This is a genomic window from Dyadobacter sp. HNCC25DJ186, assembly GCF_056895235.1.
This window is the reverse complement of the sequence record NZ_JBXHAS010000002.1, coordinates 1,033,656-1,059,523: the sequence shown is the minus strand read 5'-3', so window position 1 is coordinate 1,059,523 and position 25,868 is coordinate 1,033,656. Positions and strand designations below refer to the sequence as shown.

The 25,868-nt window shown below is 44.3% G+C and carries 22 protein-coding genes and 2 pseudogenes; 9 read left to right on the top strand and 15 right to left on the bottom strand.

The window, feature by feature from the left end; translation table 11 throughout:
* The 6 genes from AC1XUO_RS09375 to AC1XUO_RS09350 are packed head-to-tail and all read left to right on the top strand — an operon-like array spanning window position 1 to window position 6,932.
* Window positions 1-3,153 carry an efflux RND transporter permease subunit gene (locus tag AC1XUO_RS09375; RefSeq protein WP_483329510.1) on the top strand — a complete coding sequence of 1,051 codons (3,153 nt, stop codon included), beginning with the start codon at window positions 1-3 and terminating at the stop codon, window positions 3,151-3,153.
* Between the two features lie 4 nt (window positions 3,154-3,157).
* Complete coding sequence (locus tag AC1XUO_RS09370; protein ID WP_483329509.1) at window positions 3,158-4,558, top strand: efflux transporter outer membrane subunit; 1,401 nt, start codon at window positions 3,158-3,160, stop codon at window positions 4,556-4,558.
* A 44-nt stretch (window positions 4,559-4,602) separates the two neighbouring features.
* Window positions 4,603-5,688, top strand: coding sequence for a sensor histidine kinase (locus AC1XUO_RS09365; RefSeq protein WP_483329508.1), 1,086 nt, complete (start codon window positions 4,603-4,605; stop codon window positions 5,686-5,688).
* Window positions 5,689-5,699: 11 nt separating this feature from the next.
* Window positions 5,700-6,458 carry a LytR/AlgR family response regulator transcription factor gene (locus AC1XUO_RS09360; protein WP_483329507.1) on the top strand — a complete coding sequence of 253 codons (759 nt, stop codon included), beginning with the start codon at window positions 5,700-5,702 and terminating at the stop codon, window positions 6,456-6,458.
* Window positions 6,459-6,468: 10 nt separating this feature from the next.
* The gene (locus AC1XUO_RS09355) at window positions 6,469-6,618 is read left to right on the top strand and encodes an alpha/beta fold hydrolase (RefSeq protein ID WP_483329506.1); all 150 of its coding nucleotides are present in this window, start codon (window positions 6,469-6,471) and stop codon (window positions 6,616-6,618) included.
* Window positions 6,603-6,932 (top strand): hypothetical protein, encoded by a 330-nt coding sequence (locus tag AC1XUO_RS09350; protein WP_483329505.1) that lies wholly within the window; start codon window positions 6,603-6,605, stop codon window positions 6,930-6,932. The genes AC1XUO_RS09355 and AC1XUO_RS09350 overlap by 16 nt, the downstream gene beginning before the upstream one ends.
* On the opposite strand, the gene AC1XUO_RS09345 is transcribed toward AC1XUO_RS09350, so the two are convergent.
* The 7 genes and pseudogenes from AC1XUO_RS09345 to AC1XUO_RS09315 all read right to left on the bottom strand — a co-directional run bounded on the left by AC1XUO_RS09345 (window position 6,915) and on the right by AC1XUO_RS09315 (window position 13,748).
* Window positions 6,915-7,223 carry a hypothetical protein gene (locus AC1XUO_RS09345; RefSeq protein ID WP_483329577.1) on the bottom strand — a complete coding sequence of 103 codons (309 nt, stop codon included), beginning with the start codon at window positions 7,221-7,223 and terminating at the stop codon, window positions 6,915-6,917. The two genes, AC1XUO_RS09350 and AC1XUO_RS09345, sit on opposite strands and share 18 nt — an antisense overlap.
* Window positions 7,154-7,926: pseudogene (locus AC1XUO_RS09340) on the bottom strand (Tn3 family transposase). The gene AC1XUO_RS09345 and the pseudogene AC1XUO_RS09340 overlap by 70 nt, the downstream one beginning before the upstream one ends.
* A 366-nt stretch (window positions 7,927-8,292) precedes the next feature.
* Window positions 8,293-8,613, bottom strand: a complete 321-nt coding sequence (locus tag AC1XUO_RS09335) for an AtuA-related protein (RefSeq protein ID WP_483329504.1) — start codon at window positions 8,611-8,613, stop codon at window positions 8,293-8,295.
* Window positions 8,603-9,937, bottom strand: a complete 1,335-nt coding sequence (locus tag AC1XUO_RS09330; protein WP_483329503.1) for an acyclic terpene utilization AtuA family protein — start codon at window positions 9,935-9,937, stop codon at window positions 8,603-8,605. The genes AC1XUO_RS09335 and AC1XUO_RS09330 overlap by 11 nt, the downstream gene beginning before the upstream one ends.
* Window positions 9,934-11,232 (bottom strand): CitMHS family transporter, encoded by a 1,299-nt coding sequence (locus AC1XUO_RS09325; RefSeq protein WP_483329502.1) that lies wholly within the window; start codon window positions 11,230-11,232, stop codon window positions 9,934-9,936. The genes AC1XUO_RS09330 and AC1XUO_RS09325 overlap by 4 nt, the downstream gene beginning before the upstream one ends.
* A gap of 24 nt (window positions 11,233-11,256) precedes the next feature.
* A complete protein-coding gene (locus AC1XUO_RS09320; RefSeq protein WP_483329501.1) occupies window positions 11,257-12,090 on the bottom strand; it encodes an alpha/beta hydrolase in 834 nt (277 codons plus the stop codon).
* Window positions 12,091-12,134: 44 nt separating this feature from the next.
* Window positions 12,135-13,748 (bottom strand): carboxylesterase/lipase family protein, encoded by a 1,614-nt coding sequence (locus AC1XUO_RS09315; protein ID WP_483329500.1) that lies wholly within the window; start codon window positions 13,746-13,748, stop codon window positions 12,135-12,137.
* 587 nt (window positions 13,749-14,335) lie between these two features.
* Between AC1XUO_RS09315 and AC1XUO_RS09310 the strand changes: the two genes are divergently transcribed.
* From AC1XUO_RS09310 to AC1XUO_RS09300, 3 genes and pseudogenes are all read left to right on the top strand, one after another.
* Complete coding sequence (locus AC1XUO_RS09310) at window positions 14,336-14,506, top strand: hypothetical protein (RefSeq protein ID WP_483329499.1); 171 nt, start codon at window positions 14,336-14,338, stop codon at window positions 14,504-14,506.
* A gap of 36 nt (window positions 14,507-14,542) precedes the next feature.
* Window positions 14,543-14,788 (top strand): S1C family serine protease, encoded by a 246-nt coding sequence (locus AC1XUO_RS09305; RefSeq protein ID WP_483329574.1) that lies wholly within the window; start codon window positions 14,543-14,545, stop codon window positions 14,786-14,788.
* Window positions 14,789-14,993: 205 nt separating this feature from the next.
* Window positions 14,994-15,308: pseudogene (locus AC1XUO_RS09300) on the top strand (PDZ domain-containing protein); the annotation flags it as partial.
* Window positions 15,309-15,823: 515 nt separating this feature from the next.
* Here the strand turns inward: AC1XUO_RS09300 and AC1XUO_RS09295 are convergent.
* From AC1XUO_RS09295 to AC1XUO_RS09260, 8 genes are all read right to left on the bottom strand, one after another.
* On the bottom strand, window positions 15,824-16,162 hold the full coding sequence (locus AC1XUO_RS09295; protein WP_483329498.1) for a high-potential iron-sulfur protein: 339 nt from the start codon (window positions 16,160-16,162) through the stop codon (window positions 15,824-15,826).
* Between the two features lie 26 nt (window positions 16,163-16,188).
* Window positions 16,189-18,306: a PVC-type heme-binding CxxCH protein gene (locus AC1XUO_RS09290; RefSeq protein ID WP_483329497.1), complete on the bottom strand. Its 2,118-nt coding sequence runs from the start codon at window positions 18,304-18,306 to the stop codon at window positions 16,189-16,191.
* 12 nt (window positions 18,307-18,318) lie between these two features.
* Window positions 18,319-19,629, bottom strand: a complete 1,311-nt coding sequence (locus tag AC1XUO_RS09285) for an NHL repeat-containing protein (RefSeq protein WP_483329496.1) — start codon at window positions 19,627-19,629, stop codon at window positions 18,319-18,321.
* Between the two features lie 44 nt (window positions 19,630-19,673).
* Window positions 19,674-21,077, bottom strand: coding sequence for a neutral/alkaline non-lysosomal ceramidase N-terminal domain-containing protein (locus tag AC1XUO_RS09280; protein ID WP_483329495.1), 1,404 nt, complete (start codon window positions 21,075-21,077; stop codon window positions 19,674-19,676).
* Window positions 21,074-22,465 carry a DegT/DnrJ/EryC1/StrS family aminotransferase gene (locus AC1XUO_RS09275; RefSeq protein ID WP_483329494.1) on the bottom strand — a complete coding sequence of 464 codons (1,392 nt, stop codon included), beginning with the start codon at window positions 22,463-22,465 and terminating at the stop codon, window positions 21,074-21,076. Before AC1XUO_RS09275 ends, AC1XUO_RS09280 begins: the two co-directional genes overlap by 4 nt.
* A 23-nt stretch (window positions 22,466-22,488) precedes the next feature.
* A complete protein-coding gene (locus tag AC1XUO_RS09270; protein ID WP_483329493.1) occupies window positions 22,489-23,889 on the bottom strand; it encodes a Gfo/Idh/MocA family protein in 1,401 nt (466 codons plus the stop codon).
* Between the two features lie 125 nt (window positions 23,890-24,014).
* Complete coding sequence (locus AC1XUO_RS09265) at window positions 24,015-25,088, bottom strand: hypothetical protein (protein WP_483329492.1); 1,074 nt, start codon at window positions 25,086-25,088, stop codon at window positions 24,015-24,017.
* Window positions 25,089-25,094: 6 nt separating this feature from the next.
* The gene (locus tag AC1XUO_RS09260; RefSeq protein ID WP_483329491.1) at window positions 25,095-25,838 is read right to left on the bottom strand and encodes an SDR family NAD(P)-dependent oxidoreductase; all 744 of its coding nucleotides are present in this window, start codon (window positions 25,836-25,838) and stop codon (window positions 25,095-25,097) included.
* Window positions 25,839-25,868: the final 30 nt, after the last annotated feature.

The following is a 25,868-nucleotide window of genomic DNA, read 5'->3' as shown; positions in this document are numbered from 1 at the left end:
ATGCTAAAAAATATAATTAACCGCCCGGTACTGGCGACGGTGATCTCAGTGGTACTCGTACTACTGGGTATTGTCAGCATCGGCAGGCTTCCTATCACCCAGTTTCCGGACATCGCCCCGCCAACTGTTTTTGTGTCGGGCACTTACCCAGGCGGGAATAGCGAGAGTGTGACCCGCTCTGTGATTACGCCTCTGGAAGAGGCCATCAACGGGGTGGAAGATATGCAGTATATGAGCTCCACGGCAGGTAGTGATGGCTCTTTTTCTATTCAGGTTATTTTTCGGCTAGGTATCAATGCGGATCAGGCAGCGGTAAATGTGCAGAACCGCGTAGCGCAGGCCAACAGCCAGATCCCTGCTGAGGTAATCCGTGCCGGGATCACCACCAGAAAGCAGCAAAACAGTAACATCATGTTTTTCAATGTGATGAGCCGTGATTCGGCCATGTACGATGAATTATTTCTTCAAAACTACGCGAAAATAAATGTGCTCCCTGGCCTGAAACGAATTCCCGGTATTGGTAATGTTCAGATTTTTGGTACCAAGGATTACGCCATGCGCATCTGGCTGGATCCGCAGAAACTGACAGTAAATAACCTGGTACCCAAAGATGTCGAAGATGCCATTAACAACAGCAGTCTGGAAGCTTCTCCTGGTAAGCTCGGAGAGGAATCTGACGCGCCGATGCAGTATGTGATCAAGTATAAAGGAAAGTTAAGCGAGCCGCAGGAGTTTGAGCGGATTGTTATCAAAGCAAAAGTGGACGGAGGCATGCTGCGGCTTCGTGATGTGGCAAAAATAGAATTCGGTGCTGCCTTTTATGACAGCGACAATAAACAAGACGGTTTTCCGGCAGTGACGCTGGCGATACAGCAAACCAGCGGCTCGAATGCAAACCAGATTGAAACCCAGGTGCGCAGCAGTATGGCTGAACTGAGCAAATCGTTTCCAAAAGGGGTGGAGTTTCATATCATTCAGAGTGTTAAAGAGCGTCTCGACCAGTCCATTGACCAGGTGAAGAAAACGCTGATTGAAGCATTCATTCTGGTTTTTATTGTAGTTTTTATCTTTTTGCAGGATTTTCGCTCTACACTGATACCGGCCATAGCTGTTCCGGTGGCAATTATCGGTACATTTTTCTTTTTACAAATCATAGGTTTTACCATCAACGTACTGACGCTTTTTGCCCTGGTGCTTGCTATCGGGATTGTAGTCGATGATGCCATTGTGGTCGTGGAGGCAGTTCATGCCAAAATGAAAGGGACGAAACTCACTGCCAAGCAGGCAACGGTTTCGGCGATGCAGGAAATTACGGGTGCCATTATTTCGATCACGATGGTGATGTCGGCAGTTTTTTTACCGATCGGGTTTATGGATGGCCCTGCCGGTATTTTCTACAAACAATTTGCTTTTACACTGGCAATAGCCATTTTGATATCTGCCTTAAATGCACTGACGCTGAGTCCGGCGCTGTGTGCACTTTTTCTCAAAAGCGGCCATGGGCAAACACATCAGAAGCAGAATTTTAAACAGCGATTTTTTACCGGATTTAATGCCGGATTCGATAACCTGACCGATAAATACATTCGCAGTGTCCGGTTTTTAATTTCAAAATGGTGGCTTAGTCTGGGCGGACTGGCGTTGGTAAGCGGCCTTGCTTTCTGGATGATGGCCAGCGCACCGAAAGAATTTGTACCCAATGAGGACGACCGCTTTATCACCTATGCACTGGCACTTCCTGCAGGCAATAATCTGAAATTCACAACAGCGGTTATTTCTGAAATAGACAAGGCGCTCGGCAGGATGCCGGAGGTAGAAATGGTTTCGAGTATTTCGGGGTTTAATTTACTGAGCAACAGTTCCGGGCCATCGTATGCGCTGGGTTTTATCCGTTTGAAACCCACCAAAGAAAGAGGTGAGATTCAGGATATGAACCAGGTGATCGAAGCGATGAACGAACGGCTGTTGGATGTGAAGGAAGGGGAGCTGAGTCTTTTCCGCTCGCCGCCAGTGGAGGGTTTTGGTAGTGTGAGTGGCGCGGAGCTGGTGTTGCAGGATAAGGCGGGCGGGAAGCTGGACAAATTCAGCCAGACGGCCAATGAGCTTATCGGAGTGCTTAACAAACAACCTGCTGTATCTTCTGCCTTCACGACATTCAGAAGTGATTTTCCACAATTTGAAGTGCTGGTTGATGAGGATAAAACTTACCAGCTTGGTACGACGCCGAAGGACGTGATGAGCACGCTTCAACTTTTTTACGGTGGTGCCCAGGCCAGTGATTTTGTGCGCTTTGGTAAATTTTACCGGGTCAATATCAAGGCAGAAGGTCAGTATCGTATGGACGAGCAGTCGCTCAACCAGATATTTGTGAAAAGTAATACAGGAGCAATGATCCCGGTCGGAACGCTCGTGAAACTGACCAAGGTCTACGGCCCTGAGGTTGTTAACCGTTATAATCTTTTTAACAGCATCAGTATCAATATTCTTCCCGCGGCAGGTTTCTCTACGAGCCAGGCGATGGAAGTTACCGAAAAGCTGATCAGCGAAAAACTTCCGGCAGGCTACGGGTACGAATGGAGCGGACTGAGCCGGGAAGAAAAGAAATCCGGAAGTCAGATGGTTTTTATTTTCGCGCTTTGTATTCTTTTTACCTATTTCCTGCTGGCCGCCCAGTACGAAAGTTACATTCTGCCATTGGCTGTTATTTTCTCGATCCCAACCGGGATTCTGGGTGTGTATCTGGCGATCGGCGCCGCGGGAATTACCAATAATATTTACGTGCAGGTAGGACTTATCATGCTTGTTGGATTGCTGGCTAAAAATGCGATCCTGATCGTTGAGTTTGCCTTAAAAGCAAGGCCGAATGGTATGGAACTGCACACCGCGGCACTGGACGGGGCAAGGCAAAGGCTGCGACCGATCCTGATGACGTCAATGGCTTTTGTAGCCGGCTTGATTCCCTTGCTGTTTGCAAGTGGTCCGTCGGCTGTTGGGAACCGTTCGATCAGTGCGAGTGCTGCCGGCGGGATGATCTCAGGTGTTTTGCTTGGTGTGTTGATTATACCAGTACTATTTGTTGTTTTTCAAAAAATTCAGGAGAGCATAAGCGGAACGAAATACCCGCAGAATCATCAGGATGCATCAGAAAGCTAGAACCATGAAAGCAAGATATTATTTATTTTTCCTGATACTTATAGCCACTTCCTGCCGTGTAGGAAAAGATTACCAGCGTCCCGAACTGGCAATGCCCGGCCAGTTCAGAACCAGCGAGGTGATGGATACCACCCTGAGTGAGATGCCGGATGTGAAATCATTTTTTAAAAACAGAACCTTGCAGGCCTTGATCGACACGGCCATTGCGCAAAACAACGATTTGAAAATCGCTGTTAAAAATATTGAGTCCTCTCAGGCAGTCTTAAAGAAAGTACGCCTTAATTATCTGCCAGACCTGAACGCACAAATCACAGCAAACCAGAATATTTCTTCTGCCAACAGTTTGGCCGGGATCGGTAACGAGCAGTTCATAGGCTCGCGGAGCGTGAAAGATTTCAGTACGTCACTTGGCCTGAGCTGGGAAATTGATATCTGGGGCAGGATCAAAAGGGAAAAAGAAGAGGCATTGGCAGGTTTGATGCAAATGCAACAGGTACGCAGGGTTGTTCAAACCCAACTTGTGTCCGATGTTGCCAATGGGTATTACAATCTTTTGATGCTCGACCGCCAGTTGGAGATTGCGACCCAAAGCTGGCAGCTAAGTGACAGCACGCTGGCTATGACCGATGCTCAGTACCGGGTGGGAGAGGCCAATTTGCTTTCCATCCGGCAGGCGAGGGGGCAGCTGGAACTGACTGCACAACTGATTCCTCAGATTGAGCAAAGCATTCAGATTCAGGAAAATGCGCTGAGTTTGTTATGTGGAAATTATGCACATAAGATTAAACGCGAATATGCTGAGAATGAGCAGTTTATTGATATTTCCAGTGCAGCTTACGCCGTATCGCTACTGGCTGTCCGGCCCGATGTGCACGCGGCAGAACTTGCCCTCATGGCGGCGAATACGCGGGTTGGTATTGCCCAGGCGCTGATGTATCCGGCTCTGACGATTACGGCCAGCGGCGGTTTGAATTCTTTCAAGGCATCAAACTGGTTTAGCGTTCCGGGTGCATTATTTGGCTCTGTAGCTGGCGGACTGGTACAGCCTGTTTTTCAGCGGCGTAAGCTAAAAACCCAGTATGAGCAGGCAGTGATTGAAAGAGCAAAGGCGGTGATTACTTTCAGGCAAACTGTACTTCAAGGGTATGCGCAGGTTTCCGATGCGCTGATCATGAACGAGAAACTGGATGAACAGTTTCTGGCGGCACGCAGGCGACAGGTGGCCTTACAGGAAGGTATTGGAGCAGCCAACGTGCTTTTCCGTACCGGAATGGTGAACTATCTTGAAATAATCACAGCAGAAAACAGTTACTTGCAGACGCGTTTGAACGTGGTCCAGCTATCCCGCGAGAAAGCCGGTGCGCATATTGAGCTATACCGGGCTTTGGGTGGAGGCTGGAAGTGAAATCAGTATTTTTTTGAAATCGAAATTCATTAGATTAGCTCTGTATGGAAACAGAAACCTCCAAGCGTAACCGGCGCTTAAGATTGATGCTCATCCCGGTTGTGATGCTGTTGATCTACTTGTTATCCTATTTGATGGATCCCAATAACGCATTCTGGATCTGCTCTATACAGGGTGGATTTCAAAAGCTCGTTATCGAGCTTTTTTTAGATCTGGCTTTGAGCAGGGCGATTATAGAGACCAGCACGGGTATTGCGCACAGACTGGAAAAGAGGTTTCCCTGGGAAGGATCTTCCCTGATCCGATTTTTGCTGCAAACGACCCTGATCATTATTTCAGTGGGTGTGCTGCTTTATTTGCAGGATCTGATGTTTACCGTAATCTACGGAAATATTAATTTTTCAGTACAGGAACGGCTGAGTATCTGGCAGTTTTTTATGGTCACTATTCTCGTTTCTGTGATGGTGAGTGCAGTGCACACAGGTTATTTTTTATTGGAGAGATGGAAAATATCCATGTCGGAAGCTTCGGATCTGCGCTTGAAAACATTAGAATTCAAAGAAATAGCCATGCAGGCCGAATTGCAGTCCCTGAAATTGCAGCTGGATCCGCATTTTATGTTCAACAATTTCAGTACGCTTGCAGAGCTAATCAATGAAAATACACAGACTGCAACGTTATTTCTGGAAAACCTTTCGCGGGTATACCGCTACATGATCCAAAATCTGAAAAAAGATCTTGTGCAGCTCAAAGATGAAATGGCATTTGTAAGTGCTTTTATTTATTTGATCGGGATCAGGCATGGAGATAACGTACTTGTACATATTGATCTTGACAATACTGTATTGACACAGTTCGTACCACCAATTACGGTACAACTTCTGATTGAAAATGCGATCAAACATAATAGGGCTACTGCGCAAAGTCCGTTGGTTATCCATATTTATTCGGTGGATCAAAAGAGCATTACGGTGACCAATAATATTCAGCTGATAACCAACGCTTTGCCTTCAACCAGTCTTGGTCTTCAAAATATACAGGACAGATACCGTCTTCTGGCCAGCAGGCTGCCTGAGATTATCAAAACCTCGGATCAATTTTGTGTGGTCATACCACTCATCGAATTTTAATTCCAAGCAGAATGAAGATACTGATCATAGAAGACGAAAAACACAATGCAGCGCGGCTGCAAAGGATTTTGAACGAAATTAACTCGTCAAATCACACGCTTGCCGTGCTGGAAACGGTGAGCGAAAGTGTGGCTTGGTTTAAGCAAAACCCAGCTCCTGATGTGGTGCTGATGGACGTCCGCCTGGCTGATGGTTTATGCTTTGATATTTTCACGCACACTGAGGTACGCAGTCCTATTATTTTCACAACGGCCTATGATGAATATGCAGTACGGGCCTTTAAGGTAAACAGCATTGATTATCTTTTAAAACCCATAGAAAAAGAGGAACTGATCGCCGCCCTGGGCAAGGTGAAACCCCTGAGTGCAGATCCGGAACCAGATACCAACCTTACAGAACTTCTCAAATTGTTTAAAGGTCGTAACACGTTGTACCGAAAGCGCTTTCTGATTCCCAGTTTCGACGGTTACAAAACCGTAGCCGTAGAGGAAGTCGATTTTGTGTATTCTGAATTTAAGGTTACCCATCTTTCTTTGATCGGCGGTCAGGTGGAAACCGTCTCACAGAGTATGGAAGACCTGGAAGACGAACTCGATCCGGATGTTTTTTTCAGGGCAAACCGGCAAATTATTGTAAATGTACATTGCATCAAAAGCATACAAAACGAATTCAACGGAAAACTCAGGATTTTGCTGAAAAGAAAGGTTGATACGGAGGTACTGGTAAGCAGGGAAAAAGCCCCTATTTTTAAGGTGTGGCTTGACCGTTAAAATATGTGCCATGTCTTCTATACATCTGATACCGATGTTAAACAAAAAATATCACGTTGAAGCCCCTGATCTTCCTGGATTTGGAAATACTGATTTGCCATATCGTACAACTTGTACGTATACTTTTGAAAATCTGGCCAAACAATGCAGGGTTTTGTAGATCAATTAGGTTTAAAAAGGTTTGCAATTTATGTATTCGATTATGGTGTACCAACCGGATTTCGTCTGGCACTTGCAAATCCAGAGAAAATTATGTGGATTATTTCGCAGAATGGCAATGCCTATATAAAAAAATTGAGTACCGGTTGGAATCTAATCCAGAAATATTGGGAAGATGACACCCAAGAAAATAGAGATGCGCTAAGTTTTTTTTATAGCAAGGAGGGAACCAGAATTCCAGTATTTTACTGGTGTTACCGATTCATCGCTTGTAGCCCCGGAAGCTTACAATTTGGATCAGTATTTTCTGGATAGGGTTAAATAAAAGATAGTACGGCAGCGGCCGCCGCAAAAAGCGCCACGGGTTTTATGTAACAAAGTTGGACGGTTATAGATGAGTTGTGTTCCAATCTGAGCGCCATCCTTGAAGATTTTATCGAGGTTAAAAGTTTGAAAATCTACCTTTTCCAAAAAGTCATATTCCCCGAGCATATAGTTATACTCCCAGCTGTGGGTTGATGTGGCCAATATATTTTTCAATAATTCTTCTCTATCCATCGGCTTCTTCCATTCTGCCAGACATTCAGATAAATGAGCAGATTCCAACAGTTATTGGAATTAGCAATTAATCTTTTGCAGCCTTCTGCTGTAAGCTGTTCCCGGTAAGTAGCCCCGAACAGCTGCTGATTATTACCGTGAGATATTGCTTTCGCAAATTTATTACTGTTCTCAACTTTGCTTAAAACCCTTTCAACAGATTTCCTGACAGTAGGTTCGTAGATATATTGGAGTATATAAAGCGTTTATAAACTCTTCCTAGTTCTTTAAGTGCTTTATAAAGGGGGGGGGGCGTGGAGTATGAATTCAATCTCCGGATCAATGTAGATGTTTTCGAATAACCTAGTTTGATCGTTGAGATAAACCTTAGAATTTCGTCCCAATGCTCTATAATCAATTCAAAATTATTTTTCGAGTCTGGCTTGATCTGGTATCCTAACTCCCGGTAGGTTGAAACCGCTTCGATTGAAAATAAATTGTGTTCATCAATTTTGGCAAGTCGTGGCCGGAAGGTTATTCCGAGCAAAGCAATAATGGCAAATATAATTTAAGAAAAGCCGCCAGTATCTGTGGTATGTGCGTCGGATTGGATCACGATATTATGCATCAACCCAAAGATCATATACTGAGCTTCATGGTCTGGTGAACTGAATGCTGTTGAACAAAAGAGATGACCCGCTTCATCTAAATGCAAATAAATAGTTACGCCCTTACCATTTCCGAAATATTTAAAAGACCATGCAGCCCTAATGAGACTACCGACACATCGTATTTGTGTCCGTTGCTACCCGTATGAATAAATCCAGGATAAATCCGGAATTTATCAGTCATATGGTCAACGCGTCTGAATTCTCCAGTCGGACCGCCCCGCAGTTAAAATCAGCACACATCTTCATTAGGCTGACATTTTTCTTCTCCAAATCTTTAAGCCGTTGGACATCAGAAGTTTCCAAAGCAACCTTACCGATTCTTAGCTCTGACTGTACTGAGTGTTAAAAACGTTACAGTTTAGAAAAGTCAGTTTAAAACAAGAGCATCCTGTTCTTATCTCAGTCTACCGCCTTTTCGTATTGCCGGTCAGAGATGCCTGCGGTTTATTAAAGGCATTTGGAAGTATTTAACCGGCTGGCAATTCAATGCACATTTCCAGCAATGCGTAACTCAAAGTCTTTCCGTGCGCGTCCATGACCAATGAAGTGGTAACCCCACCTGCCAGAGCCTGGTGACATACAAACTGTAAAGCCGAAATATTTGGCAGTTCGTATCTGAGGATTTGTCCGTGTATCATCTCCTTGAAATGTTGTTTTACTTTATCCGAAGTCACCAACTTGCACAGCAGCTCGTAATCCTTTTCTTCATAAGGAATCAATGATAAAATCAACGTATTGCCCTTATCTCCCGCGCGACTGTGCGCTATGTTATAGAGTTTAATGCTCATATTCTTTTAGAATTATGGATGACTTGGGTGTGTTTCGGTCCATCAGAATCGACACAATGCCAATGATCTCATTCAAATACTTGCGCACCCCACCGCCTCCAGCCGGGCCATTGGTATAGAGCGCTTCCACTTCCTGACCTATTATAGCTGCTTCATCAGCGGTTGCAGCTTTTCCCGCCACGCGTAATCTCACTTCATATGGTTTGTAATCATAAGCGAGGGAAGTCGGGTGTACCGATGTGTGACCGATATAGTCAACCCTTAACCCAGGAAACTGACTATATAACCGCTCGTGAATTATTTCGCCTGCCAAACGTGCTCTTTCCAATGCATTGGCCCCAGCGAACGTAATCTCACCTTCACCTGAAAAACCTGCTTTATACCCAATGCTGACCTTTAGCGTCAATGGCTTTTTGGTGCCGCTGCCGCCAGTTACTTTAATACGATCTTTTCCAAACTGTTTCAAGGATACGGTGGTGAAATCTGCTGAAACATCGGGCGTCAAGTATTGATATGGGTTCGTTACCTCGTAAAGTAGCTGTTCTTTGGCCGTAGCCAGGGTTATGGTACCTCCTGTTCCATCTACCTTCCCAATAACCGCGCTGCCATCGGCATAAACCTCTGCAAAGGGGTGGCCTAGTGTACTCATATTTTCGACCGGCTTTTTGACCGGATCGGCAAAATAACCACCTGTTATCTGTCCTGCGCATTCCATCAGGTGTCCAATCACAGTCCCTTTGGCGATAATGTCAGCATCATCCAACGACCATCCTAACTCATGGACCAGCGGGGCTACAAACAAGGATGGATCAGCAACCCGCCCGGTGATGATAATGTCAGCGCCTGTTTTCAGCGCAGGTAAAATAGCTTCTGCACCTAAATAAGCATTGGCTGAAACCGTCTTTCCTGACCGGGAAATGGGATTGCCTGTTTCCATGGCGAGCTCATCACCACGGATATGGTCCAAGACATCATCCCCGATTACCGCGGCTACTTTAATGGAAATTCCCAGTCTCTTTGCTATGCCAATAATCTTATCTGCTGCTGCGACCGGGTTTGCAGCACCCATATTGGTAATGAGTCGTATCTTTTTTTGTTTGAGCAACGGCAGCAGTGATTCTATCCTACGCTCCAACAGCGGATCATAACCCTGTGAAGGGTCTGTCTCTTTTCTTTTCTGGGCTAATGCAATGGTCCGTTCTGCGAGGCATTCGAGTACAAGGTAATCCAGATCACCCTTTTCGGCCAAGATCACAGCAGGCTCGAGCCTGTCTCCTGAAAAGCCTGCACCGCAACCAATACGGACTTGATTTTTTTTTGTCATGATATGCTTATTGCCCCGGAAGCTAATGCTATTAAGGTCATGATGATGGTCGTGCCGAACGCCCATTTGAATGTAAATTTTTGATGATCTGCCAGTTCCACTTCTGCCAAGCCAACTAAGACAAAAGTGGACGCAGTTAACGGACTTAATGGGAAGCCGGTGGTCATTTGCCCTAAAATTGCCGCCCTTCCTATCTCTATTGAATTTAACCCATAATGGGCGGCGGTTGTCTTTAAAACAGGGATTACGCCAAAATAATAAGCGTCCGGTGTGAATACCAAACTTAATGGCATGCTTGTAAAGCCAACCAATGCCGGCAGGTAACCTGCGTGCTGTGTCGGGATCGAGGAAACCATCGACAAGGCCATCGCATCGATCATTTTGGTTCCTGTCAGGATGCCTGAAAATACTCCGGCCGCAAAAACAATGATGGAAACCGAAAATACATTGGCGGCATGTGCCTGAATCCTTTTCTTTTGATCGGCCTGTGATGGATAGTTGACCAAAATCACCACCGCAAAACCAATGATGAATAGTGCTGGCGACGGAGCCAGTGACAAAATGAGCGCTGCGATTAGAATAATCGTCAAAACAGCGTTCAACCAAAACAAACCAGGCCGGCGGCTTTCTTTCTGTTCAACAGAAAGTTGCTGGTGATGATCGTAATCCAGGTCAACAACGCCCAATCTTTTACGTTCCTTTTTACCAAGCCAAAATGCTACGAAAAGTACCCAAAGGATTCCGCCAATCATTGCTGGCAGGATAGGAATGATCAGATGCGCCGGATCGGTGTTCATGACATTCAAAGCTCTCGCTACTGTACCCGACCAGGGCACCAGGTGCATGACCCCTGCACTCAGCGCGACGATACAGGGAAGGATCAACTTGTTCATTCCCAATTTTTTATAAACCGGAAGCAAGGCTGTGACGGTGATCATAAATGTGGCGGTGCCGTCCCCATCGAGGTGAACCAGCATCGTCAAAACGGCGGTGCCCAAAGTGATTTTGAGCGGGTCGCCTTTTGCTAAGCGGATAATAAAGGCTATTACCGGATCGAAAAGCCCGGTGTCTATCATCACGCTGAAATATAGCACGGCAAAGATCAGCAGGATGCCGGTAGGCGCAACTTGTTTGATCCCGGCCAACAACATTTCTCCTACCTCTTTTGGCCCGAAACCTGCGATCAGTCCAAATACGATGGGCACCAGGATCAGCGAAAGCAGTACAGACAAGCGCCTGGTCAGGATCAATCCCAAAAAAACGCAAATGGTTAAAAATCCAAGCAGTGACAGCATCCGATATTTTTTCTAAACCCTGAATTATTGAACTGCCGTATTATTGACCTTTAAGACTTTACTAAAAAATAATAACTGGCTGGGCAATGCTGCCTGCCAAAAATCCCAGGTATGACCGCCGGGGCGTTCGGTATAGTCGTGCGGTGTGTGATTATAGACTAGCCGTCGGTGCAACTCCCGGTTAGGTTCGAGCAAAAAATCTTCCACCCCAATGTCGAGCACGAGTGGCAGTCCGTTTCGGCGAATCTGATCTGCCATGTTGACGACAGAATACGGCAGATAATTATCAGGCGTCATCGGACCAAAGGTTTTCTCGAGAAACGTGGTGAGGCCTTTAAACCGCTCGGGAGTGAGGTTCCAGGTCGTCATATTAGGATCCAAAGCTCCGCTCATCGCACCTGCTGCAGCAAATTGATCAGGATGTCTGGTAGAAAGATAAAGCGCGCCATAACCACCCATGGACAAACCTGTAATGAGGCGGCCCTTTTTGTCATTGACCGTGCGGTACTTACTATCTATAAATGGAATCACTTCCTTAATGGTATAAGTTTCGAATTTACTGTTTGGATCAACCGGGCTGTCAATGTAATAACTGAATATTTCGCCCTCAGGCATCACAATGATAATACTATACTGATCTGCAAGGTTTTTAACCAGCATTTTATCAGGCGTTTTACGCAGCCAGTCATCGAAGTGGCCATATCCTCCATGTAGCAAGTATAAGACGGGGAACTCCTTTTTGCTTTTGGCGTAGCTTTCGGGGAGAACAATGGCTGCTTTGTAGGTTTTGTTCATCGCCGCGCTTGGGACCTGGATGGTGTCAACGGTAGCTGCATAAGTACGTAAGCTACTCAGCATTAGAATAGTAAATAATAAATAAATTTTTTTCATGTCAATTAATTCTATTTACCAGTGGAAACAACTTTTAATAGTTCGGCATCTGGATGATCACGCACTTCGCATTTAACATCGAAGATCATGGTAGCACCACCGGCAGCAGTATAGGCAGGCCATTTGGGCAAACCGGGCGCATTTGGATTGCCTGTCCGTGCAAAGTTTATCCACGCGCTGCTCATCCTGGAAGCAAGGGCGTAGGCATCCTTGCCTCCACCGGTCATTTCCTCACAACGGTTGATGTTATCAAACTGGAAAGCGATATCCATGCAGTGCATGGCTTTATACATCCCCCCATTTACCGGCGATTGCCAGGTAAAGAGATACATAAAGACTGGCGCCCCGCCGTTCAGGCCTGACTTTTGATCAGCTTGCTTAATAGCCATGGACCGAAAACCAAACTCTATATCATTGTATTCGGAAGGCTTACTGGTGTTGGGATAGGCCTTCTTTACAGCGGATATATAGGTCTCGGTTTTATCACCGTATTTTTTTTGCAGGGTGGCTTTCATATCCTCCATGGTCAGATTTTTGGGCGTGGGTGCAAATGCGGCAAATTCATTTTTTGTTGTGCCAACCAGTAAAGGGATGGTTTTTGAAAGTTCCATTGCAGCAGGATCCGAAGGCTGATAAGGGAACATTTCACCATCCAGCACAGCGTTCCAGCCCACATTGCCCGCTTTACCTTCTTTTTTTAACTCGCCATTTACTTTGCTAAGAGCCTTTTTACTGGCAGTATTCAATTGGTCATACGGTATCTTTTGAAGTGAATCAACCTGTGAAGGCTCTAGATGCAGCTGCTGCATTAATGCTGCTGCCAAACGCTGAGATACGGCCTTTTCGGTAAATGAAGTAACATAGCTGCCGCTTTCTACAATTGCTTTGTGAAATAAACCCTTCGCCTGAGGGGTATTCATCATACAGGTGACTTTTCCACCGCCGCCCGACTGGCCAAAGATGGTCACATTATTAGGGTCGCCACCGAATTGATCTATATTTTGTTTAACCCATTGCAGGGCAGCAACAATGTCGGCCAAACCTGCATTACCGGAGTTTTTGTATTTGTCACCATAAGCGGATAAGTCCAAAAATCCCAAAATATTCAGGCGATGGTTGATAGACACTAAAACTACGTCACCTTTCTTTGCCAGGTTCTCGCCATCGTAAGACGGTAGTTCGATTGATGAACCGGCAGTGAAACCCCCACCATGCAGCCATACCATTACCGGGCGCTTTTTGCCATCGTTTAATTTTTGTGTCCACACATTAAGCGTTTGGCAATGCTCATTGGAGTAACCCAAATTATGATTGAAAGCAAATTCGAAAGCATCGTTAACCGTCGTGGTAGGATCGGTAGGGCAAACCGGACCATAGCTCATCGAGCTGCGTGTAGCAGACCAGGGTGTTGGCTTTTCGGGCGCTGTAAAACGTTCTGATTTAGCATAAGGTATTCCCTTGAACGTAAAGGTGTTATTATGCAAATATCCTTTAACCTTACCGCTTTCAATTGATGTAATTGCGCTATCGTCTCCTGCTTTCACGGGATCTTCGTTCTGAGAAAATGCAGAGAAGTAGAAAAGGCAAATAGCACCTGCTAATCCTAACGTAGTCATTCTTTTCATAATAATTGGTTTATAAAGTTAGACAAAACTATGTATTTACACCTGCAATTACGTCTTTTTTAAGTTGCTGAATGGTATTTAAATTGGAGTGGATTGACATTTCCATTTTCGGAAAGATCCCTAACGACCCAATAGACTCTTTTTAGCAACGCCTGATTGGAGATAAATGGATCGGCACCAGTCGGCTTTGTGTTGGTTATTTTCCGCATTTGCCGTTGCATTACCGTGCTGCAACGGTGTGTAGCTTATTCCTGACTCTTTCCATTGCTTAATGTTCTTAATTATATGCAAGGATTCGGCACTTATATAAGTATATGAAAGATCGATCAGGAGCACTTGTGGAAATGTACATTCAGCTATTGAGGATACTGGATTAAATGCGTGTTTAGAAATTAAGACTTATTTTATTCTTCGCGTTTTAAACGGCCCTGAAACTGTAAATTAACTCATGACGAGACAGCCGACGAAAGTAAAGATTAAGATGTACCACTCCACTTATAATAAACACAAACATTCCTTCAAACGATATCCTCAACCTGCGGCAAACTGCTTTGTCTGATAATGATTGTGTTAGCAGGTCAAACGGTATGATAGATTTTGTAGCTGCCGCAAAAGCCGCAATGCCTGACGTGGTCCATATAAAAGTTCGTTTCAATTCATCTGCAAACGATGGCGCTTCCGGATCGGGTGTCATTATCAGTGAAGACGGATACATCGCCACCAACAATCATGTGGTGGATAATGCCTCGAAAATCTGAGTTACACTTACAGATAAATGCAGTTATAAAGCATAGCTGATCGGACGTGACCCAAATACGGATCTGGCACTGCTTAAAGTTGAAGCCGATAACCTTCCGGTAGTTAAAGCGGGTAATTCTGATATTCTGCAGGTGGGTGAGTGGGTACTGGCCGTTGGATTTTTGCTTTCTTTAAACACAACTGTTACAGCCGAACTTGTCAGTGCCAAAGCAAGAAGTATCGGGATAATCGGCCGTAGAAGTCCAGGTACTATTGTTGACAACCAACAAAACGCTGGGTAGTTATGCCGGATATGCCTCCGCTATTCCGTTGAATCTTGCAGTCAAAATTTTAGACGATTTAAAAGTCTTTGGGAAGGTAAGGCGTGGCGTATTTGGCGTTTGATTTCCTTCGCCATCCGAGCAGGACCAGTTTATGGTTCAGAATGACCTGAACTCAGCTAGTACAAAGGGTGTTTTTATAACGGGGGTATAACCTGGAAGTGCTGCGGCTATAGCCGGTCTTCGTGCAGGAGATAGCATCCAAAACATCAATGGGGTTGAATTAAATTCTTCAACAGAGTTTTCTGAACGTATTGCCAGACAAAAACCGGGTGATGTTATTTCTTTAAATTATTTGAGAAGCAATCAAAATAGTACTGTATCCGTAAATTTAAAAGGAGAAGAGCAGGTTAATGTTAATAAATCCAGTAAACCTCTACAGGATATATACCGAAGACTTAGTGCTGCTTTTTCGCCACTTACGAACGAAATGAAAGAATGGTTCAGTGTAAAATCAGTTGTACGAGTAGCTAGTATTTAGCCAGGAGGTTTCTTTGATCAGATTGGAATTCCCGCCGAAACTGTTATTCCTTTTATGAACGGACAGGGGTTTGATAATCCCAGGGATATAGAGGCGGCGTTTTTATGTGTACAAAACGGAATTATCCGGATCTTTGCTGGAGAATTCGGAGCCATTGATCACCCCAATTCGGAAATTGATAATAGGTAATTTCGGTGCGAGTTGACCAGTTTAAGTAAATGATTGATAGTAATTTAGCCGATGGTCAGTAATACTCAGGTGATGGTCAAACTGCCACGGAATCATATGTTCAATGCTTCCGAATTCTCCAATATACTTCTGCTAAGTATGAAAATCAAGTAATCAACCACTATAAACAGTCGTCAAAAATCGGATTTATTTTGGTCGTTAAAACTTTCCTCATAGAGATGCAACTAACGAGGTATAGGATCAATTCGCTATCCTTATGGCGAACTTACTTTTTAATAGTTAATTATTTAATTGCCGATTTATTCAATCACAAGTGATTCTTCTCGCTAGCCCATTTGAGGCGCCCAGTACGTACAATAACCCTGTGCAAGCACCGGACCTTTAAAAATTTGACAGCTGCCGCAATCCTTGCTGTCTTTTCGAGGCAACCAGAGCTGGCAGTTACTGCAATGAGATTCTGCGGAAGGTGATTGTTTTACATAACCAAGCTGGGTTCGTTTTTTTAATTCTGCTTCGCTAACATCCGAAAAGTCTGAGCAGGGATCTGTGTTGGTCGCAACCTGGTTTTTAGCCGATTCTTTTTTCGTTTTTAGCTCACAGCCGGGCAGTAACATACTGAATCCTGAGAGCAGAAAAAATGTACGTCGGGAGCATTGTCTGGGCATAGTTAATTTTTTCAGAGAATTATCTTTCATTTGGAAGCAGCCAAAACCTGCTGTGCTGCTGCTTTTATTTTGGGCGAAACATTTTTGCTGATATCTCCAAGCTGTTTCAGCAGAGTCTCATCAGGTTTTATTTTAGCCATTTTTATTCCCTCCGCAGCCCCGTTCAGGGCAGAAATCATCCAGTCCGGATTTTTGCTAAGGGCCCGATTAGCCAGTATATTCAGAAATATTAACAGTTCACCATCCTGATTTCTGGCACTTTTCGTTTGGGACAATTCTTTAATAAAATTCAGCTTTTCCGGTTCAGCTTTTAAGAAGAAGCCCGAGGCTGCCAGTTCCTTTACAAACTCATTCGAAATTCCGGCATGGGAACTCAGCACGGCGGTGTGAAACCATGGATCTTTAAAATGAGCATTGACGAGGCTGACAAGCGCTGCGACCGATTTGGAAACGGGAAATTCTCCTAAACTCATAGCCGCCTGAAATGCTACACGGGTATTAATGTCAGCGCTTCTACCGATAATTTCCGGTAAGAGTGCCGGATATTTTTCGGCTTGAATCAGGCCATGTTCTCTAAGGCCGGGATTGGAATCGTTAATAGCTTTTCGAACTAAATTTTCGTTTAGCGCACTTAGTCCTTCCAAAACAAAAAAGGCGTGAAGTCTTGCACGGGGATCTGTGTTTTTGGAAAACAGCTCGGTCGCGGCCGGGATAATGGTTTTATCCTGCCGTTCGAGTAATATCCTTTGCGCCTGCAATCTGTAAAACTGATTCGGGTCGGATAGTAATTTTACTACTTCCAGAGAATTTATTTTAGTCAGATTGACCGGCGTATGTGATGCCGATCCCGTTTTTTTTGGTGTTATTTTATAAATTCTTCCTTTATCAACACCCGCCAGAAAATCCATATCTGTTTTTAAATCTTCTGGAATGGCAACGGGTGTTTCTATATGCTGGCGGTACATATCAATCACGTACAAAGCGCCGTCAGGACCGGATGTTAAATTAGCGGGACGAAACCAGGGATCGGTTGAGCTGAGAAATTCTTTATTTTTTTCGCGAATTGAATCCCGTTTTGCGGTGAACATAGGACTGGAAGCGGATGACGTGATCACATCACGATGCACAAGATTTCCGGAAACATCACCTGTGAAGACATTGCCATAATAGGGTTCAGGAAAAGTATTTCCACCATAATAAGTTCCTCCCGAAGCACCCGTGAAATGGCCTTCGGCATATTCGATGCGGTCAAGCTGCTGTTCTTTATATTCCTTATTTCTTCGGGCAGATCTTTCTGCCCGCCAGTAAGGCGCCCCGGTTTTCTGGAACATTGTAAGATCGCCGTTGGAAATATCCTGCATGCCTTTTTTTGAAGGCAGGTAGTCATGGCGGTGCAGGTAGCGCCAGGGCATAACCATTTGCTGAATCCGAATCGTATTTTGAGTTATAAACCGGTGTCCAAAATCATCAAAAGTATGACCAAATTGTCCCGGACCTGTTTCCAGTTCAAACTGGTTTCTGTCCAGTCGGAACCGAAAGTCGGCATTTTTCATGGGAAGGGCGGGTGAGCCAGGCTTTTTTGAAAAAGTTACTGCACCGTCCTGTCCGTGGTTGGAAGCATAAATCCAGTTGTCAATTCCAAATCTTAAATTGGTAATCTGTGCCTCCGAATTACCGGCAAAAAAACCGCTGAAAAGTATCTCTTTGACATCAGCCTTAAAATCGCCGGTTGTATCTTTCATGTATAAAATGTTGGGAGCTGCGGCAACTAAGAGCCCGCCTTTCCAGGGCAAAATGCTGGTGGCTTCCATAAGACTGTCGGCAAAAAGAAAATACTTATCCATTCGGTTATCGCCATTGGTGTCGACCAGCATTTTGATCCGTCCGCTGCCTTTCCCGTTTTCAGGTTTGTATGGATAATCTGGCATCTCTACTACAAAAGCGCGTCCCTGTTCATCAAAAACCATTTCAACCGGATCCTTTATAATGGGTTCCGCTGCAAAAATTTCAATGTTAAAATTCTCGTCGAGCTCGAGACTTTTTAATGCTTCCTCCGGCGTTAACGCATCAGCGTAATGTTTCGGCTTGCAATTAACGCAGGTTAAGATTAAAAAAATTAAGGACAAAAACGACAGGGATTTCATAAGGGGAAGATTTTAAAAGGGATTTGAAATTTTCAATAAATCCTGAATAATGCCATCCTGATGCTCAAAACGGGCAAGTGTGTAAATATCGCCTTTGGCATCAACAGCGATTGAATTGACATAGGTGGGCCGTTCGCCATCTTCGTAAAAAACGGGGCCGTGATCGATGTACTTTTGTGTTGTTAAATTGTAGGTGATCAAATGCAGATTTTCAATTCCCTTGGCGGCACCTTTGGCAATTTGCTCTTCACCTTTCACACGTTTGCCATCTTCGTAAACTGGTCCACCTGTAAGATAATAAATCGTCTGCTGATCCGAACCTAGTTGAAAACCAAGATAACCGTAGCTAAACTGGTCAAACATTCCGCTTTTTTTGGAAGGCTCAGATGTAATTCTGTCAACAATTTCAATTTTTTCTTCCCTGGGATCAAACCGGAACAAATAACCAGAATTCCCGTGAACGCCATAAGCGACCTGTTCAATGGGATGCCAGAAAATCTTCCGCCAGTTATAGGACATACTGCCTGGCCGGGTAGGATCATATTTGCCAAAATAGTCCAGTCGTAAATCTACATTTTGCAGTTTTTTAATCGATCCGCTTACGGGATTATAGGAAAAAATATCACCTTCCGCGACTGAAAAATAGACGGTTCCTCTTTCAGGATCAACAAATAAAGATCGGCACAAAGACCTGAAATCATCTCCGGGAGTACCGGCTTCACCTCTTTTTGAAATGGGTCCCAAATCTTTTAGAACATTACCTTCAACATCGTAATGAATAAAATGACCGTTTGGCCACGAAATTCCATACAAATGGCCACGCTGCAAATCCATGGTCATTGAAACCATGCCTTCCCCATTTGGCACGATGGCAAGATCTTCGAATTTTTCAGTAAGTAGATCGTAAGATAAAAAATGTCCCCCCTGATATAAGTTGTATTCTGCCGGTGCAGTTTCGGGCAGACGATCCATGCCATCAATAAGCTGATAGTAACCTACATGCGTAGAGAAGTAAAGTTTTCCATTTCTTTCATAAAAGCGGACATGACTTTTTCCCTGCGCGATTGCTTTCAAACCATTTTCTCCGCAAATCTCCGTCAGATCACCCAGGAATTTGATGCTTTCATCCGCAGGATTATAGACATACATATGTCCGCCGGTATCATATTGATCTGAGGAAAGTACATAATAAATTTTCCCGTCACTCGCCGCCGAAATCGCATTATAAGTGTCATGTGCCTTATTAAATCCTGAAAAATAATGCTTGGCTGTTAATGACTTATTCACTGTTTTAAGTTCTTTAATGATTTCACTATTTTTCATAAATTTCTCTTAATAAGGACTTATAGCAGTAAATTCTGCCCATCTTAAAATCCTTTTATCAGGATGGATTCAGGTTTTGTTATACCCGCTTTTTCGGCCAGTTCAATCATTCCATTCAGGATTTTAGTTTCCGTATCCGAAGCCCAGGTAGCGGGTAATCCGTAAACGATTTGAGCAAGATCACCTTCATAACCTCCTTCTCTTAAAATAGTGGAGGTAGGAATGTAGCTTACCACGTCGTTAGCGTAACCCATCACCATGATGCTTTGCCCGAAAATTCGTTTAAGATTGATCGCGTATTCAGAAACCAGCTCTCCTCCCAGTGTCATCACCGCCTGGTCACCCAGTTTCCAGATTTGTACCGGATATGGATAAGTGGTTTGAAAAGGCTGTCCGTTTTTTATTTTTTCAAGCATTCTCTTTGCCCAGCGCTGCTGAAAACCAGTTTGTTTTTCGGCCATTTTAACCAATTCTTCTTTGGATGGCGCAGAGGTTAAGTTGAGATCAATTTCTTTATAAACGGTTGTTAATTTTGGTACAAGCGGTTTCATATCTTCACTTAATATGCGTTCAACGGCAGCTGCAAGCGTTTTCCCATATTGTATGGCAAGCGGAACCGTATTTCTTGGCAGGGGATTCTGGTCAGCACCGGCTCCCTGAAAAAATAATGCGGTTGCTTTTGGGTACAGTTTTTCAAGTTCAATTTGCGCGAATCCCGGATAATCTCCCGACCATTGATTGCCATTCAAAACCGTAGGGTGGCAGGCGTATCCAAAAGCGATTGCGATGATATTGTTATTAACATCTGTTACTTTGATCACCGGAACAGCAGGGTCGGAGGGACCCAGTAATGCTGGTAAAGTTTCAAGTTTAGCCGCATCGTTATTTCTTCTGTTAACCTGGAACCGTGCAACTCCATTTTGTGCGTATAAAAGAGCAGGGGTCAAATTTTTGATCGCACTTCCAACCAGATCCGTAATTTGTTGGATTAACCGGATCGAATTTGCTTCTATCTTCTTTTCATCTTCCCGATTGGTTGGATAAATGTCTGAAAGGGCTGTGCTCAGCACCGGTCCGGAATGTGTGTGTGAAGAGTTTAAAATTACCTGCGATTTTGATAAATGATAACGGTTTTCAAGCACTTGTCGGATCGTGTCCGAGATCATTTTTGGAAGACCCAGAAGATCCATGGTAACAAGCACAGAGCGCTGGCCATCAGAGTCTTCCAAAGCCAGGGCCTTTGCCCAAAGTTCATGAAGTTTCCCTTCAGAAGGGCTTGTGCGTGAGGCAAATCCTGCCATCCACATCGGTTGAGCCGGGGTAATAACCACTTTTGCTACGCCTGCCTTCCAACCCTTTTGCAGATTTGTCTGCGCCTTATTTTGTCCAAATATTGGATCAGGAAAAAGTAAAATACTAAATAGCAGCAGAAAAAGTAAGTTCCTCATCGTTTTCCAAGTTTCTTGATCTGCGCTGAATTCTTATGGATTTTTTCAATCGCCGAAGCAATATCCTGCATATCGGTTTTGCTTCCAAGCAACATATTCTGAGTGAACCAAACTGCCTCTTCGTTACAAAGCAAATCGTTCTGCGGACATTTATTTTGTTCGTTGTAGCTATTAATATCCAGCATATGAGCGGGATACATTTTCTTGTAGTTTTTTGATTCAAAGGTATCTTTTAAATAAGGCTGGGTATTAAGTGTCGCATAACCACTTGAACACGGAACCCCTTCGGCTGTGAGCGCTTTGATAAAAGCTCCTCTTGATAAACCACTGAAAGCATTTTTGTGATAGCGAAAAGGAAAAAGATGGAAGGCCGCACGGGTTACATTTTCATAAAGTTTATAAGGAACGATGCCCGGAATATCTTTGATCTGGGATTTCAGATAGGCGGCATTTTCATTTCTTGTAGTAGTCTGGCTATCGAGCCGTTTAAGCTGGGCTAAGCCGATAGCGGCCTGATATTCAGTAAATCTGAGTTTTGTTCCCTGGATAATGCAACCGCTGCTGACTGCGCCAACGGCAGTTCCGTACGCATAGCCGAAATTATGATACGAATAACAACGGTCCATGAATTTTTCGTTGTTACTTACAATGGCACCACCTTCCCCGATGGGCAGATTTTTTGAGTTTTGAAAACTGAAACAACCAGCGTCGCCAATGGTTCCTACTTTTTGTTTATTGATCTCGGCCAAATGCGCCTGACAGGCATCCTCAATCACCAGCAGATTATGCTTTTTTGCGATGGCCATAATTTTATCCATATCAGCAGGAAGGCCCAGAATATGAACTGGCATGATCGCTTTGGTTCGCGGCGTTATTTTTGCTTCAATTTTGGCCGGATCCATCTGGAAAGTTTCGGGATCAACGTCCACAAAAACCGGAATCGCCCCGTTTGACAAAACCGATGAAACTGTTGCAATAAAAGTGTAAGGCGGCACCAGTACTTCATCTCCTGCTTTGATGTCAAACTGGTTCAAAGTTATGACCAGCGCGTTGGTGCCATTCACAACAGCCAGACTGCGTTTCGCACCTAGCGTGGAAGCCCATTCTTTTTCAAACTGGGTCACCATTTCTGCCCGCGACCAGATTCCGCTTCTTAAAACTTCCAGCACCTGTTTTTCATCCGTCGCCGGATTCCACACTGGCCATTCAGGCCATCTTCTGGTACTCCATGCGGCTTTTCCACCCAGAATTGCAGGCGTTTGTACCTGGCTTGATCCGGCTGCAAAAACAGGTTTTGAAACTACCGGGGCAAGGGCTGCACCGGCGGCGGCAAGAGCATTTTTTTTTATAAAATCTCTTCTTGAAAAACTGGGCTGTGATGATTCCATTTTGTAAGATTTTAGCTTTTTATTTAGAGCAATACCTTCGTATTTCCGCCTTCTTTCATAGAAATGTCTACCGGCTTATTGGTTTTCCAGGAACCAGAGGTGAAATCAGGAATGTCAATAGAATTGGAACGATGTGCTACTGACCACTCACTCAACGGCCCGACTGCGCTCCAAAGGGCGGCATCATAAACATCCTGGTCGAGCGGTAAACCATTACGCAGACAATCCACGGTGCGCCAGTCCATCAGAAAATCCATTCCGCCATGCCCGCCCACCTGCCTGGCCGCTTCACCAATTTTTTTGATGATCGGTGGGGTAAATTTTGCTTCAACTGCTTTATATTCTTCCTCAGTCAGCCATTCATGATCTTTGGAATAACGGGCCGGTTCCGGATATTTCAGGGCAGTTCCTTTTGTTCCGCTTACCAGCTGAATTCTTGAATAAGGTCTGGGTGAGCTCACATCAAACTGGACCATAATTGTTTTTCCTTTATGGGTCCGGATCGTGGATGTGTTCATCATTCCGTTAAAATGCCTGCCAACGTATGGTTTGAAAAAAGGGTCATCCGCAGCTAGTTTTTTAGCCGTTTCACCCATAACAAAATCATTGTTTGACATCGAAACAAGATAATCCATTTGATCGCCACGATTAATATTCATCACCTGACAAATGGGGCCGAGTCCGTGGGTTGGATATAAATTTCCTGTTCTTTTGGAAAGTTCTTCAAGCTCCCACATTTGATAAAACCGGTCTTTGGAAAATACATATTCCTGTAAATTATGTAGATAGGCGCCTTCACCGTGGGTAATTTCTCCAAAAAATCCTTGTCGCGCCATATTCAAGGTCAGCAATTCAGAAAAATCATAACAGCAGTTTTCTGTCATCATACAATGTTTTCTCGTCCGTTCGGACGTTTCAACGAGTTGCCAGCATTCGTCAATGGTTTTAGCAGCAGGCACTTCCACGCAAACATGTTTTTCGTGATTCATGGAGAAAACTGCCATTGGCGTATGCAATGCCCAGGGTGTGACAATGTATATCAGGTCGAGATCCGTCATTTCGCATAGCTTTTTCCATGCATCGGGACTGCTGTGAAATGTTTTCGGTTGATGTCCCTTTGGGGCAACCATTTTAGCAGCTTCACTGACTTTCTCTTCCCTTAAATCACACAATGCTTTTATTTGAACGCCTTCAATTTTATTCATGCGTTCTACCGCGGCCATACCTCTGTTGCCAAGTCCGATAAATCCAACGCGGACAACGGGTAATTTCGGCGCGGCGTAACCCGACATATTGAATTTTTGAATATGTTTTTTTTCATCCTGGATGATGCCTGAAGGGTTAGCAAAAGCTGTTTGAGCCGTTGCCAAGCCGATTCCGGAAAGTCCGGTAAGTTTCAAAAAGTCTCTGCGATTCTTATTCATAAGTAATGCGTTGTGAATAAAATGCTGTTTTCATGCGAACCCTTTATGTGGGTAACGCGTGCGTTTATACGTGACCGAAAAGCATATCAGAACTTCTTCCCTATTTTTCCTGCCCAGGTTTTGTGCTAAATACAATCACCCAAAATCGCCGGTTCATATCCATTATCCTGCGCCCATTTCACTGCCGTAATCAATTTTTCGCGGTAGTCTGGCTGGTAATTGAAATAGGAGGGATAGAAATATTGTTCATGTACCAAAAGATCTACATACGGCGGTTTGACTCCATTTTTACCGTAATGATCAAGCCATGGACCTATTTCGTCAATCTTTTTCATGTCGATGACAATGCTTGTTTTGATGAAGATGATATCCTCGCTCATATCTTTCCAGACAAACCGTTTTTTAATATGCCGCCTTTCTGCTTCATTCAGATAATAACTGGCTGGATATTGTTCGTCGTCAATATTGAAATAACCCAATTGACCTTTGTAGCCGGCATCGCGTAAAACGCGCGAACCTTCCCGTGTTGCCTCTCCCCAGTGAATGGTGGTCACGTTGGTCATCACCTCTTCCGAAGCAAAACGTTTTATTTGCTCAATGACCAGATCACAATCTTTTTTTACTGTTTCATAATCAGACTGGATATAGGGTTGATCAGGAAATTCGCCTCTTGCGTGAAAGCTGAGCGTTAACCATCCGGCGTTTTCTTTCCACTCATTTTTATATTGATCTGTGAATTCGGAAAGATTGAATCCTTCGGTTTCATAGAATAAATTGAGATGAATTTTGGTGCCATAAGTATCGTTGATTTCTTTTAAAACAGCAAGATAAGGATGCTCGAAAAGCGACTGGTAGTTTGCAGCATTTTGTTGGATATCACGCAGAAACCAGATGTTGTCATCAATTGATAACCGGTATTTCCCGGCGAAATCTTTCAAGCGGTATACCGTGATGGAAATACTTTTTCCCGAATCTGTATCCACGGCTTCAATGCTGTTTTCATAGTTTTGCAAAATGATTTCAGCCTGATGAAATCCATCCTGAAAAACCGCTTTTATACCATTAACAGTAATTACACATTCCGCTGGCGCAGCAACAATAATTTTTGTTTTTAAAGAATCACCATCAAGAGCTCCATCCCATGCGTGCAGCATATCACCATGAATCGGGCTGACAAAATACATTTCTTTCGCATCCATAATTTCTTAGTAAGTAGCCCTTCCGCCTGAAAGATCAAAAGTGAATCCTGTGGTAAAACTATTCAATGGCGACACGATGTAAGCAGCTAGATTTGCCGCTTCTTCCAGCGTTCCGCAACGTTTCATCGGTATTTTGTCCGTCATGTATTTCACCTGCACTTCGGGCATAGCGTCCACCAGCGGCGTTTGTATCACAGCCGGAGCCAGCGCATTAACCGTTATTCCATTTTCTGCGTATTCTTTTCCCTGCACTTTGGCCATTCCGATCACGGCCGCTTTGCTGGCCGAATAAGCCAGCATGCCTGCATTTCCTTCCTTTCCGGCAATGGATGCGATGTGTAGAATTCGCCCGTAATTATTGGAAAGCATGTTGGGGATTACCGCTTTGGACGTGTAAAAACTGCTCATGAAATTCAGCTCAAAAACCTTGTGAAGATTTTCGGTACTCACCTGGTGACTTTTTAAATTAGTCTGCCCGGTAATTCCTGCGCAGTTGACCAAAATATCGATTTTGCCAAACCGTCCCAGAATAGCTGATACCGTTTCTTCGACCAGCTGCTGATTGGTAATGTCAATACCAATACACATCACCTGATCAGGAAATTGATCAAACTGGCTTACAAGGGCTGTTTCATTCAAATCCAGCAAGGCCAGCTGTGCGCCGCCGTTCAAAAGCTTGCGTGCAATAGACAAGCCAAGACCGGATGCGGCTCCGGTCATCATGGCGACTTGTCCTTTAAAATTCTCCATATTGTGGTTCAGGAATTGTATATAAATTCT